General features: G+C 37.5%; 12 protein-coding genes. 5 read left to right on the top strand and 7 right to left on the bottom strand.

The genetic code is table 11. The features are described 5' to 3' along the window. Positions 1-129: 129 nt before the first annotated feature. Positions 130-1,380 (top strand): Fic family protein, encoded by a 1,251-nt coding sequence (locus tag HXT53_RS06345; protein ID WP_004573672.1) that lies wholly within the window; start codon positions 130-132, stop codon positions 1,378-1,380. Between the two features lie 485 nt (positions 1,381-1,865). On the opposite strand, the gene rbsK is transcribed toward HXT53_RS06345, so the two are convergent. The 5 genes from rbsK to HXT53_RS06320 all read right to left on the bottom strand — a co-directional run bounded on the left by rbsK (position 1,866) and on the right by HXT53_RS06320 (position 6,923). Then, positions 1,866-2,777: a ribokinase gene (rbsK, locus tag HXT53_RS06340; RefSeq protein ID WP_004573673.1), complete on the bottom strand. Its 912-nt coding sequence runs from the start codon at positions 2,775-2,777 to the stop codon at positions 1,866-1,868. 2 nt (positions 2,778-2,779) lie between these two features. After that, positions 2,780-3,805, bottom strand: coding sequence for an aldose 1-epimerase family protein (locus HXT53_RS06335; RefSeq protein ID WP_004116228.1), 1,026 nt, complete (start codon positions 3,803-3,805; stop codon positions 2,780-2,782). Between the two features lie 5 nt (positions 3,806-3,810). Then, positions 3,811-5,187: an L-fucose:H+ symporter permease gene (fucP, locus tag HXT53_RS06330; RefSeq protein WP_004116227.1), complete on the bottom strand. Its 1,377-nt coding sequence runs from the start codon at positions 5,185-5,187 to the stop codon at positions 3,811-3,813. Next, entirely contained in the window at positions 5,184-5,840 is a 657-nt protein-coding gene (deoC, locus tag HXT53_RS06325) for a deoxyribose-phosphate aldolase (RefSeq protein ID WP_004116226.1), read from the bottom strand. Before deoC ends, fucP begins: the two co-directional genes overlap by 4 nt. 105 nt (positions 5,841-5,945) lie before the next feature. After that, positions 5,946-6,923 carry a sugar-binding transcriptional regulator gene (locus HXT53_RS06320; RefSeq protein ID WP_020760656.1) on the bottom strand — a complete coding sequence of 326 codons (978 nt, stop codon included), beginning with the start codon at positions 6,921-6,923 and terminating at the stop codon, positions 5,946-5,948. A 787-nt stretch (positions 6,924-7,710) separates the two neighbouring features. Between HXT53_RS06320 and HXT53_RS06315 the strand changes: the two genes are divergently transcribed. Then, positions 7,711-8,739 (top strand): FAD:protein FMN transferase, encoded by a 1,029-nt coding sequence (locus HXT53_RS06315; protein WP_180979815.1) that lies wholly within the window; start codon positions 7,711-7,713, stop codon positions 8,737-8,739. A gap of 315 nt (positions 8,740-9,054) precedes the next feature. Here the strand turns inward: HXT53_RS06315 and HXT53_RS06310 are convergent, their stop codons facing one another. Together HXT53_RS06310 and HXT53_RS06305 are read right to left on the bottom strand one after the other, a co-directional pair. Beyond that, positions 9,055-10,464 (bottom strand): sensor histidine kinase, encoded by a 1,410-nt coding sequence (locus HXT53_RS06310; protein ID WP_020760678.1) that lies wholly within the window; start codon positions 10,462-10,464, stop codon positions 9,055-9,057. A gap of 6 nt (positions 10,465-10,470) precedes the next feature. Next, on the bottom strand, positions 10,471-11,172 hold the full coding sequence (locus tag HXT53_RS06305; protein WP_004114219.1) for a response regulator transcription factor: 702 nt from the start codon (positions 11,170-11,172) through the stop codon (positions 10,471-10,473). Positions 11,173-11,311: 139 nt separating this feature from the next. Here HXT53_RS06305 and HXT53_RS06300 point away from each other — a divergent pair, with 139 nt between their 5' ends. The 3 genes from HXT53_RS06300 to HXT53_RS06290 are packed head-to-tail and all read left to right on the top strand — an operon-like array spanning position 11,312 to position 13,576. After that, positions 11,312-12,076: an ABC transporter ATP-binding protein gene (locus HXT53_RS06300; protein ID WP_174190919.1), complete on the top strand. Its 765-nt coding sequence runs from the start codon at positions 11,312-11,314 to the stop codon at positions 12,074-12,076. Next, complete coding sequence (locus HXT53_RS06295) at positions 12,073-12,798, top strand: ABC transporter permease (protein ID WP_004114221.1); 726 nt, start codon at positions 12,073-12,075, stop codon at positions 12,796-12,798. Before HXT53_RS06300 ends, HXT53_RS06295 begins: the two co-directional genes overlap by 4 nt. Positions 12,799-12,811: 13 nt before the next feature. After that, positions 12,812-13,576, top strand: a complete 765-nt coding sequence (locus HXT53_RS06290; protein ID WP_004114222.1) for an ABC transporter permease — start codon at positions 12,812-12,814, stop codon at positions 13,574-13,576. The last annotated feature ends 306 nt before the right edge of the window (positions 13,577-13,882 follow it).

Below are 13,882 nucleotides of genomic sequence, written 5' to 3'. Positions count from 1 at the left end.
TTTGTGATAAATGCGTTATTTGCGTATAGGTAAAGATATCGCAAGCAAGATATCGCAAGCAAAATATTGCAAGACATTACTGCAAAATCCTCAATAATGTAAACGCAATAACGTAAATGGAGTCGCATTATGGATTACAAAACAATACGCACAATAGTTGCAATGTCTAAAAGTAATGCAAAACCTTGTGATATTGCGGAAGAAGAATATCGATTGCGCATTGATAATCCTGCAACCTATCGTTCTGGAATCATATTTGATGCGCATGAGATTTTTGCAATGTGTGTAACGGATCTTGTAACGTGCATGAATTATATTGCGAATACTGAAAAAGCGGTTGAAAAAGCGTGGAACGAGTTGTCGCGGTTTGCTCAGCGCGAGTATTTAATGCAACTTATTGCAAAAGAAGTGCAAAATACCAACATTATTGAAGGTGTTCACAGCACTAGAAAAGAGCTTTCCAAAGCACTTGATGCTGCAAACGAGCAGAATAAGCATACGCGTTTTAGTGAATTTACTAAGCTTTTTCTCGAGCTTGCGGATTCAAATGAATGTGACACTTCGATTCCACAAACCTTGCAAGCTATACGAAAAATCTACGACAGTATTATGCAGGGCGAATTAGAAGCAAATAATATTCCAGATGGTGAGATTTTTAGGAGTGGAAAAGTAAGTATTCGCGATGGTGCAAATAATGTAGTACATGATGGAGATGCAACGGAAGTGGAAATTCAAAAGCATTTAACGCAGATGTTGCATTTGATGAATAGTAGTGACGTTCCAACGCTTATTAAGGCGTGCATGTGCCACTATGCTTTTGAGAGCGTGCATCCATTTTATGATGGAAACGGCAGAACTGGGCGGTTTTTGCTTGCTTTGCAATTGCATGAGCAGCTTTCGATGCCAACAATTTTGAGCTTAAGTTCTATAATTTATGCAGAAAAGTCTGGATACTATGCTGCTTTTTCTAAAGCTCAGGAACTATTTAATTGCAATGATTTAACTATGTTTTGTTGCACAATGTTGGAATATATTGTAAAAGCACAGGGCGAAGTGTTTGAGAATATTAGTGTGCAATTAAAGCACATTATTTACTGTATGGGTAAGCTGCGTGAGCTTTTCCCAGAGGAAGAAATTTCTAAAGTGCAGCGTGAGGCTCTGTCTATTTTGTTGCAAAATAAGCTTTTTTCGTATAATCCAACTCCGATGACTCGCAAGCAACTAAGCGAATACGTTGGCAATGCAATTGATGAGAAGATTGGTGAGAGAAAGATTGTGAGCGCGCTTAACGGTTTGATTGAGCTTGAAATGGTTGATTCTATTGGCGAACGCCCTCTTCGGTATGAGCTTTCTAAAAAAGCGAATGAAATGTTTGCGTGAGGCAAGCGATGTTTGTTTCATTTCGCAAAATTAAAAAATTTTCAAATTTGCGAAATTAGATTTGCTTGGCATTAAAGCGCGTAAATCATGTTACGCTGAAACGATTGGCGTGATGTTACCCATGCTGGATTCGTCAAATCGCAGAATATCGTAGTCGCGTTGAAGGTTGAGCCAAAAGTCTGGGATTGTTCTAAAAGCTTTATATAGCTTGTATGCCATTGCTACACTGATTGCGCGTTTGCGTGAGCACGCATTAATAAACTGATATTATTTTTGACTACATTTTTGTTGTTTACATTCTTTTTTGTTTGATTATTAGATGTATGAGAAGGCAAATTAATCAATTAACCCTAATTTTGGTCTGGGAAGATACAATAGCAATTTTCCATTGTATAACACAAAAAGTTGGGTTGATAGCTATAGAGTATAATCAACCCAACTTTTATTCTATACGCTTAATTAGTGTATATTGAGTTTATAATAAACTATTCCAATCCAACTTCTTCTGCCGTAGCATAAGATAACTGTGTACCTCGTTTGGTTACAGCATCTCCAGCATATATGTTGGCTGCTTTTATAGATGCTTCTATGTCATGGGTCTTTACCCATGTATGGCTGAAACATCCAATGAACGCATCGCCAGCGCCAGTTGTGTCAACTGCATTTTGCGCGGATTGTGCATCAGCTTTAAACATCTTTTCGCCTTCGCTATTTACCAATAGGGCTCCTTTGCTTCCTAATGTAACAATTACATTAGGAATGCCAGATTGTAATAGCATTCTAGCTGCATTAGTGATATCTTCACTAGTGTCAACAGGCATTCCAGTAAGGAGAGAAAGCTCGCTTTCGTTAGGCACAATAAATTCGCAATTGCGAATATTCTCTAGTGATAAAGCTGGATCTGCTGGAGCTGGATTCAGCAGGACTGGTACACCCAATTCCGCACCCATTTTTATTGTTGCATATACAGTTTCTAGAGGAATCTCTAACTGTAGAACTATCAGTTTGCATTTTGAGATTTCACTGCGAGCTTTTTCCACATCATTTGGCTTAAGTTTTGCGTTTGCTCCTTTGACAATAATTATTGAGTTTCGCGATTGTGGATCTACAAAGATTGGGGCTACTCCAGATGTAGCGTCTGTTCTCATTACGAATTTAGAGTCAATACCATTTTTCTCAAAATTGTTAATTGTGTTTTCCGCGAAAACATCGTTACCAACCCTTGTTACCATCAATACTTTTGAGCCCATTCTAGATGCTGCTACAGCTTGATTAGCACCTTTTCCTCCACAACCCATGTGAAAGTCTGGGGCTTCTACTGTTTCTCCATCTGTTGGCATACGGTTTATGTAAGAAATCAAATCAACCATATTTGATCCAACTACTGCAATTTCCATTGTTACTTCTCCTTAATTCCAGTATGAACAGTGAATTTCTTTGTTTCGCCAGGATTTAATTGAATCAATGTGCCAGCTTTCCTAGCAGCTTCGCGCCCTTCTGGCCTAGATGTTCCAGGCAGAGCAAAAGCTGCAACTTTTTGATCTGCATTGTAAAGAATCCATCTGGTCACAACAGGGAATTCTTGCGTGGAGAATTGTGTTTCGAATGTAGTACCGTCTGGAGCAACCATATCAATAATTGCATTGTCCGTAATTTTGTTTACTCCATCCGCAAAGTAGACAATTTCTGGATCAAATTCTTCTGCTCCTACTAATGAATTAGCATCTTTTTTACCACTTAGTATGTCTTCATTAAGTTGTGTCCATCTTGGAGTTGGCTTTACGTGAGCAGGAATAGATGTTCGTAACTTGAATGTGTCATTGCCAAAGTTTTGTGTTATTTTAGCGTCCTTTACAAATGCATAGTTCATGTGGCACATGTACTGTAGTGGCATTGACGCATATAGCGACTTATTGGTTACTTCTAAATGAATATCAAACATTGAAGAACCTTCGTGTAAAGTTACTGAAGGTTTTGCAACATAGTGATCACCAAAGCCCTGTAAGTATTCGTAGGAAGATTCAATTGTTATAGATGTCTCGGTAACAATTAATTTTGCATTATCCATATGCGAGCATGGGAATTCACCGTGTAAAGGATGCGTATCTTCCGGAGAAGGGCACCCTGCAGCTAAAAGTCCAGAATGGAATGCAAAGCACCCGTATGTGTTAACAATTTGGTTTGCTGGTTTAGGTTTTGAGAACATGTTATCCATTCTCAAACTTTTACCATCAAAATTTGCATCCCAAATAATCTGTCCCATGAATGGGAGCACTTCAACATATCCTCTAGAATTATGTATTGTCAAGGATGCAATACCTTGAGGATATTGTTTCGTGGTAACAGACCATTCATTATTGTGTAATATTTCTTTTACTGATTCAGTGAATTGTGATTCGAAAAGATTAATATTAAATTCTGACATGACATTCAGCTTTCTTTTTTAGATTTTTTGTAGGTTAAGTAGAAATAGATGAATACCGCTGCAAAGCAGACTAAATCAACTATGAATGAGATTTGCATAGAGCCAGTGTGATCAGATACAAGTCCTTGTATTGCGGGAACAATTGCTCCACCGATTATTGACATAACAATTACCGCGCCGCCAGTCTCTGTGAAACGTTTGTCTTCTATGGAATCCAGAGTACGCGAGTAAATAGTTGCCCAACATGGTCCAAATAGTGCTGATACTAACACTGCTGCATATACGGCAGTCATATTTGGAACAAGTATTACATACACTAATGCAATAAATCCGCATGCTGAGTATCCAATAAGCACAAGATCTTGATTTATCTTCGTCATAAGTAAGTTTGCAATAAACTTTCCTGCGAAGAATCCAATGAATGAAAAGATCATGAAGTTTGCTGCGGTGCGTTCATTTAAACCATGATTTATATTGAGAGCAAGTCTAATAGTGAACGACCAAACAGCCGTCTGCATTCCTACATACAAGAATTGTGTTAGAATGCCGATTCTAAACCTAGAATTTTTTATTAGATAGCGTAGTGTTTCCACTATTGATGCATTATCTTTTGCATCCTCATCAGTGTGTGTAGGTTTGCAAGATGGGAATTGTGTTATAGCAATAATAATTAGCATTACTAACAGGATTAAAATGATAACCCTATATGGATGTAGAGTCCTTTGTAACATTTCCCTGGCAAACTTTTGGCTCTCTGCCACACTCATTTTTGCCATTTGATTATGTAAAGATTCACCTTCTGTGAAGATTAAATACTTTCCTAGCAGAATACCAGCGATAGACCCTAGAGGGTAGAAAGTTTGAGAAATGTTTAATCTCAAAGTGGAAAGTCGTTTTTCTCCAATCATCGATGAATATGTGTTGCATGATGTCTCTAAGAATGACAAACCTACTGCTATTGCAAATAAAGACACTAAGAACACAGAATATGTTGCCATAGTGGATGCTGGGAAGAACAATGAGCATCCAATTATGTATACGGTAAGACCTATCAGTATGCCAACCTTGTAGCTAGAATGCCGAATTACTCTAGACGCAGGTATAGCGATTAAGAAATACCCCCCGTAGAATGCTGATTGTACAAATGCTGATGCAAAATCGGACAGTGAAAACACCGACTTAAATTGAGTGATTAATACATCATTAAGACTTGCTGCGATTCCCCACATTGGGAAGCATATCGATAATAGCATGTATTGAAAAATAGGAGTTTTATTTAGATATCCATCTTTTAGTTGTATGGTTTTATCTTTTATAATTCCCCAAGTGTTATTAGTAGCAAATGTTTCTTCATTTGCTAAATCTGACTGCTGTGTAATCATGATTCTTCTCCTGAGAGAAGTTTCACTCCAGCAGAGGCTCCGATCCTGTTGGCGCCAGCTTCAATCATTTCGTTCATCTCTTTTGATGTATGAATTCCCCCAGCAGCTTTAACGCCCATATCTGGTCCAACAGTTTTTCGCATAAGTTTAACAGCGTGTACTGTCGCTCCTCCAGTAGAGAAGCCTGTTGAAGTTTTAACAAAATCAGCGCCAGCTTCTTGTGCGCATTTGCTGGCCTTTACTATTTCTTCATCTGTTAATAGACACACTTCAAGGATGACTTTAACAATAGCTTGGCGATTTGCACCTTCTACAACTGCCTCAATGTCCTTGGTTACATATCCCCAGTCGCCTTCTTTCGCGGCTCCTATATTAATAACCATGTCGATTTCATTTGCACCTTCTTTGATTGCAAGTTCTGTTTCAAACTTTTTGACTTCTGTACAATGCGTTCCAGAAGGGAATCCAATTACAGTGCAAACTTTCACGTCACTATCTTTAAGGAGCTCTGAAGCTAGTTTAACTCTGCATGGGCTTATGCATACTGAGCAGAATCCATACTTTTTAGCTTCGTTGCAGATTTTTATGACCTGTTCTGTTGTTGCATCGGGAGCTAACAATGTGTGATCTATGTATTTAGCTTTTTCTTCCATTTTGTCTCCTTTGACTTTAGAGAAACTACCTCAGTTTCTCTAGGCATAGAGTGTAGTAGTTCAGGAGACGTATTTGAACAAAATTTCAGAACATATGTGCAATTTTTAAGAATTGTTACTCTTTTTACATATCGACGCTAGTTTGTGCGCAGTTGGTACATCTATAACCAATCGATTTGCATATTTACAAGTCAATGCAACATAAATGGAGTCTAATTTTTCATTTCCGCCTGCTATTAAAATGCGTTGCTCTTTGTGCCGTAATTCTGGCAAAGAAATCGTAAGAGTCCGAGCATTTAAATCTGGTAAGCAAACCCTACCATTTCTATCTACGAAATGTGAACAAATATCGCCGACAGAATTTTCAGTTAATTCTTTTTTCTCATTGTTTGTTATGAGTGGAGAAGACATAAGAGGCGATGTAGATTCATTTGAACCAACACTATAGACGACAATTCTTGCTTTTTCTGCATGAGAAATCACATTCCTTATGCCAGTTTGACGTTCTACAGCCTGTTTAGCTTCAACAGATTCAAAAATGATTGGATAAGCAATCGTATGTATAGTGGCATTTAAAGCGATATGGAATGCTTTTAATGCGTTCATCATAGAAAGATCCATAGAAGGCAAAGACATGTCTCCGCGCAATTGAACAACATGTATGTTATTAAAATGCATCTCTGGCATTTGTGAAGCAACATAATCGATCGTCCTTGACCAAGATATTCCAATTGTATCTCCATCTCTCAGAAGGCTAGCTATGAGTTGTGAACCAGCTTTTCCTAATGATTTATGGAGATTTATATCGCGTCCTCTTATAGGAGAGACAAGTCTAACTTCATCAAGTTGAAAATATTTTTTTAATGTTTCTATAAGATGTATGTCTTTCTCTCTTGGATCTTCTACTGTAATTTTTACGAATCCACGTTTTTTAGCATGAGATAATAATTTTGACACGTTCGGCCTTGAAACATGTAAAACTTCGCTCACTTCAGCTTGAGATAATCCATTGTAATAAAGCTTTGCAACGTCTAAAGCTTGATGATCTTTGTGGGTCATGCCTAATTGATCTGTTTTCATCATTTTCCCATTCACGCATGATAATCATCTTTAGCTGCATAAGTTAGTAGACTAATTTTCGATTTTCATATATGACTGAATAATATGGGATAATTATATGTACAATTTAATAATAAATTAAGTGCTAAATACAAAAAGTAAGTTTATTTTTATATTATGAATACCGTTGTAATGTATTTTTAGCTAATAAAGTCATTGTCGGCATATTAATCTTTTTGCAATAATACAAAAGCTTTACCGGCATGTTGCAAGCATGTTGGTTGTTGTAGTAAGTCTTGTTTATGCGATGATAATATATTTGATTTTTTCCCTGAAGAGTCTTAATGATTTGCAATTACTATATCGAATGTCAATATTGTTTTTAATTTTTCTTATTCGACAGAATTCAATAAGTTGATTAATTTTTAGACAAATTCTACCAAGGTAAAGTACATAAATATTATATTTATATATTTTGTAAATATTTTTCGTTGGCAATATGCTGATGTGAAAATATTAAAGATAATTGCGATCTGGCATGCATATAAGTGAGGATTTGTGATTTATGCTGACTTTACCATCAATCTTAATATAGTTGTTGATACAGTATTTTTCCCAAGATGTCGGTATAGATGAGTATTTTTTGTACGCTATGCCTTTATTTTGCCAAAATGTAGGTATAGAACATGGCTTTCTGTAAACTATGACGACATTTTGCTATTTTGTGGCTTTTGGGGGATATTGTTGTGGTTTTTGATGATTGATAGAGTGTTTGATATTGGGAGTGAGGCAAGCGATGTTTAGGAACGTAATGGCGATTGAGCGTGCTCTTGGAACGGGGATTATTATCTCTAGCAGCAAGCCGATTCCACAGCACGTGCAGAAGCGGATTCGCGCTTTTGTTGAAGAGTATGAGCACACTCTTTCGCGCTTTCGTGCAGATTCGCTTGTTTCGCGCATGGCTTGTGCGGATGATGGCGGCGATTTTGAGTTTCCAGAATGGGCTGGGCCACTTTTTACGCTTTATAGTGAGTTTTACGCTGCTACGCACGGCGCTTTCGACGCGTGTATTGGCGCGGATTTGCTTGCACTTGGCTACAACAATTCTGTGCAATTCGTTCCAAAGTCGGCAGCTAGCGCGAGTGATGATAGTGACAGTTGGTCTAACTACCGCCGCGCTTTGCCAGTTACGTGGGGGAATATTTCGCGAGATTGCGGCAGCGCAACGCTTCGCACCAATCAGCCAGTGCAGCTTGATTTTGGTGCAGCTGGAAAGGGCTATTTTGTAGATCTTGTAACACAGATTATTAAAGAGGAGCTTAGTGGCGATTCGCCTTCGAATAGCGATTCGCGTGCCGATTTTGATTTTTTGGTTAACGCTGGCGGAGATATGCGCGCTTGTTTTAGCGAAGAGAATAATCAAATAAAAGTGGCTCTGGAAAATCCGTTTGACACAACTCAAGCAGTTGCAGTGGCATCAATCGCAAGCGGAGCGTTGTGTGCGTCGTCTAGCGCAAGAAGGCGTTGGAAAGTAAAAGACACAAGTTATTTAGGCAAAGATGCAAGTGGCTTTGAGTCTAATTTAATTGCGACTCACTTGATTAATGCGCTTGATGGCATTCCTGCTTGCGATTTATGCGCAAGTTGGGCGTATGTGCCTAGCAAAACTTGCGATTTTCCAACTGCTTACGCTGATGCGCTCGCAACTGCGTTGTTTGTATCGCAAGAAAACAATTTGCAAAAAATCGTGCAAACCACCAGTGCTGAGTTTGCTGTAATGCTGACAAAGCATGCGCTTCGCAAAACACGCGCCTTCCCAGCGCACTTTTTTGCGGAGTGATGCTGAGTAATGCTGAATAATTCCAACTAATGCCCAATAATGACTATGCGAGCTAGCTTGCTTGCAAGAATCGAAGCTAGACGCAAACAATACGGTAGCGTTGCAATCAGCTTCCACTTTCAAACGTGTATAGTAAAATTGTAAAATAAATTTTACTGTAAAGTAAAAAATTGCAGAGAAGGAGATTGTGTGTAATCTTATAAAACAGTTGATTCTTTAATGCGACATCTTAGAGATAGCGGCTTAATTATTTCTGGTAGTGTACAAAAAAGACAACTAATAAGTACTGGATATTTGGGTTATAGGCCAAAAGACCTATAACCCAAATTTTTTACTTGGCACTGTTAACTCAACCTTAAGCCCACCATGTTTGCTTCTGCTTATATCAACCGTTCCGTTATGAGAGCTAATAATCTGTTGAACAATTAGCAGACCCAAACCATGCCGTTGCTCTACAGTACTTGTATCGCAAATCATATAGTGCGGTGCATGATTAAGCTTTTCGATTTTTTCATCTGAAGCACCTATACCATTATCCTCAACGCAAATAATACAATTGTTATTATTTGCAGCAACGGATACATAAATCGTACACCCATTTTCATTATGAGATATGCTGTTCTGAATAAGATTAGATATTGCTCGTTTTAATAAATCTTTGTCTACATTAATATTGCAAACAGTCAATTTAGCATCTGTTTCCCACTTAATCGAAAACTCATCTTGCATACCCATATTCATAAAATCCACAACAACTTGCCTAACAACAGCAACAATATTTTCTTCTTTTTTCATAATGGGTTGCATATTATATTCAAGTTTTGAAGCCAAATTAAGGTCATTAATCAAATTCTTCATTCTTGCACTTTGCTTAATAATCATCGTCGCTTTTTTACGATCTTCTTGCGAAATATGGAGAGAATTTTCTAACTGTCCCGCATATCCCATAACCATAGATAACGGAGTACGAATATCATGCGAAACTCCAGCTATCCAATTCGCTCTTGCAGTCTCCTTTTTTCTCAATTGTTCTTTTTGTATTTGCAAAATATCGGAAGCAGAATTTATGTTAGATGAAATTTCTGAAAGTGCTCCTGTTTCTGGAATATGCACGCTTTCTCCACTAGATAAACGTTGTATCCCTTTTGTAATCGGATTAATTGATTTTAGTAGTTTTATATTAGCTATTAAATAAATTCCAAGAATAAGCAAAATGTTGATGAAGAATACGCTTAAAACAATCTGTGGAAAATTTGAGATTAAACTGTAGTTCCAACTTGGTTGCGTATGTTTCCAAAAGCTTTTGTGCGGAAATCCGACTACGACAACTCCATTCTTATTATCACCAGTGTAAGTTGGATAACCATCAATGTAGCCAATGCTCAAATTAGCTACATCAGACAAAGTATAATCGTTTGGAATAGTTGCAGGAACGTCTTTTGTTTTCCATACGACTCTTAACGTATTATTATCAATCAAAATTGCCCATGCGCCAGAATTTGTCAATTTGGAAGACATATTTTTTGATAATACATAATCCCCACTTGCGGATAATTGTAATGCTTCTCCCGTCTCTTTTGCTATGTTATAGGGAGACATCTCTTTATCGGGTGCGTAACTCCCTATAAGTACAACAAACGCAATAATATTCATTAATACTATGAGCACAGTGCTTAGTAGAAAAATACTTATAAAGCGTTGTATTAGTTTTGGTATGCTTTTCATTCTGCTTTACTCCACAATCAGCTTGTATCCTAAACCTTTTACTGTTACCAATGAAACAGGCTGCGATGGATTGAGTTCTATTTTTTCTCTGATACGACGTATATGCGCCATTAAAGAATTTTCATATCCAAAAGGATTATCACCCCATGCAGCTTCACATAACGCGTCAATTGTTACGATACGTCCCGCATTTCTATATAAAGCAGAAAGCAAATCGTGTTCTTTGGCTGTAAGTGGAATATGTTCGTTATTTTTTATTACTTCTGCAGAAGAAAAATCAATCTGACTATTTTTCAGTTTAACAATGGGATTTTCGCTCTTGTAGCTTCGTCTTAAAATTGCCATAATGCGAAACGTTAGCTCTTTTGGAAGAAACGGCTTTACAATATAATCGTCTGCTCCTAAGTCAAATCCCTTAAACTTATCTTCATCTTCACCGCAAGCAGTAAGGAATAAAATAGGACAATCACTATATTGTTTTATCTGCTTCATTAGTTCAAACCCATTACCGTCGGGGAGCATAACATCAAGGATTGCTAATTCTGGACGTAATTTTTGTGTTGCTTCTACGGCATCTTTTATACTTTTTGCAGTCGTTATATTATAAAAACCGTATTCGTTTAATATGGACACAACCATATCTAGAAGTTCCTGCTCATCGTCAACAAGCAGCAGATGCTTGTTCAATAAATAATCATTCAGATTCATGGAGAACCCCCTAACATATATTATGCCATGTGAATATTCATTTTTTGACCTCGCATAAAAATGTAAGGTAGATGTAAGGTGAAGAGAATGTTGTAGAAAGGTTGACGCAATATCATAAATCCTGAAAGGAGATATTGCCATGAACAATATTGTTACAACAGAACATTTAACAAAAAAATATAAGTCATTTATTGCTGTTAATGATGTTTCACTTCATATTCGCAAAGGTAGCATTTACGGCTTTCTTGGGCCAAATGGAGCTGGAAAATCTACAACAATGAAAATGCTCCTAGGGCTTACGGCTCCAACAAAAGGTGTGTTTACAATCGACGGAAAGCAGTTTCCTGCCGACCGCATACCTATTTTGAAAGAAATAGGCTCGTTTATTGAATCCCCATCTTTCTATGCAAATCTAACAGGTAGAGAAAATCTTGACATTATACGTCGTATTTTAGAACTACCTAAGAGTGCAGTTGATGACGCATTAGAATTAGTAGGTCTTTCTGAGTTTGGAGACCGTCTTGCAAAAAAATATTCACTTGGCATGAAACAAAGGCTTGGTCTTGCTGGAGCATTGCTTGGTAGACCACCTATTTTGATTTTAGATGAGCCAACAAATGGACTCGATCCATCTGGTATACACGAAATCCGAAATCTAATTAAGTCGCTTCCAGATTTTTACGATTGCACGATTCTTATTTCTTCTCATATGCTATCCGAAATTGAGCTTATTGCAGATGATATTGGAATACTTAATCACGGACACTTACTATTTGAAGGTAGTTTAGATGAACTACGACAATACGCATTACGATCTGGTTTTGCTGCCGACAATTTGGAAGATATGTTCCTATCCATGATTGATAAAGACAATACACTCAGGAAGCAGAGTGCAAGACTATGAAAACGCTTGTAATCGAACTCAAAAAATGCAAGAGAACTGGCTTTATAGCTCTTATGATTGCTATTGGCGTTATGGGAGCAGCTTACGCTTTTGTGAATTTCATTGTACGAAAAAGTACATTATTAAATCTGCCTTTAGCTCCTATGGATATTCTTCTTACACAGCTTTACGGCATGATTATGGTGTTAAACATGTTCGGCATAATAGTTGCCGCATGCATTATCTACAACATGGAATTTAAGGGAAATGCAGTAAAAAAGATGCATATGCTTCCTATGAGTGTTCCAACTATGTACCTATGCAAATTTATGCTGCTGACCGTTCTGTTACTAATCGCTATTTGCATACAAAATTTAGCACTTGCAAAAATCGGTGTAACAGATTTGCCACAAGGCACGTTTAATGTAAGTACTCTTATATCTTTTGCTGCATATTCATTTATTACATCAATGCCCGTATTGTCCTTTATGATTTTTGTATCATCACGATTTGAAAACATGTGGGTAACGCTTGGAATTGGTGTAGCAGGATTTTTAAGCGGCATGGCATTGGCTTCGTCAGACATCGTGCTTTTTATGGCATCACCTTTTATCGTTATGCTAAAACCAGCAGTTGCCATGAGCGCGCAACCTAATACTACGGTCGTAATCGTATCAATAGTTGAAACACTTCTGTTTTTATGTTCTGGATTGTGGGCAGCTAAGAAGCTGCACTACGAATAAGGAGATTATGAAAATGAGATTTTTTGAACTTCTTAGAATCGAATTTAAGAAAGTAAAGCGTAGTAAAATTATTCCTTTGATTTTTATTGCACCACTAATTGTGGTTGGATCTGGTGTAGCAAGCCTTCATAGATACTTCACTCCAGAATATACACACGCATGGGCTGCTATGTTTATTCAAAGCGCATTAGTCTATTCATACTATTTGCTTCCTCTTAGTATGATTGTTATTTGCGTGATGATTGCCGGACGAGAAACGAGCAATAACGGAATACTAAAAATGCTGGCACTGCCTGTTAGTCGATACGCGATTTCTGCTGCAAAATTTTGCGTACTATTATTTTATTTGCTTATGGAAATGGTCGTATTTTTTGCTGTATTCGTCATAGCAGGATTGTTTGCAACCAGTAGCACAGGAGTTACAGAAACGCTCCCAATTATGTATCTACTAAAATGGTGTTTAGATCTGTTTTTGACTATGATTCCAAGCGTAATAGTCATGTGGGCGATTACTGTTCTTTTTGAAAAGTCAATGTTATCCGTTGGATTAAATATACTTCTTGTAATTCCTGGCGTATTAATAGCAAATACTCCACTTTGGGTAGTTTATCCTTATTGTTACAGCGGATATATGGTTTCCCGCTCTCTACATGCAGTTACATCAACAGGATTAGGAAACGGATTTAATCTTATACCATTTTTGCCATGTGCAATTGCAATATCTGTGTTTGTATTTTTGATTGCAATAACACAATTTGGCAAAAAAGAGATGAGATAACAAGGGGTACTAAATAACAATGCAGTGAAATAACAAATGCAGATGTGACTTGCAAAATCGCGTATAAGTTTTTAGCTATACACAAAACGCGTAAAACGTTCAAAACGCAGTATGGAAACAAATAGAACAAAAACAAAAAGCTTTCGGTTTTGAATGCCCCTAGTAGCAAACAAAACCGAAAGCAACACATTCAACACTCAAAACCCCCACACGCACAACAAACGCCAACACAAAGACGATTCCGGGGTTATAGTCCAAAGGGGGTTATTTCCCGAGATAAAATCTCGTTGCAAGCAATACGAATAC

The organism is Gardnerella sp. KA00390 (genome assembly GCF_049244075.1).
GTDB lineage: Bacteria > Actinomycetota > Actinomycetes > Actinomycetales > Bifidobacteriaceae > Bifidobacterium > Bifidobacterium vaginale.
This window is presented reverse-complemented; position numbering and strand designations above follow the sequence as displayed.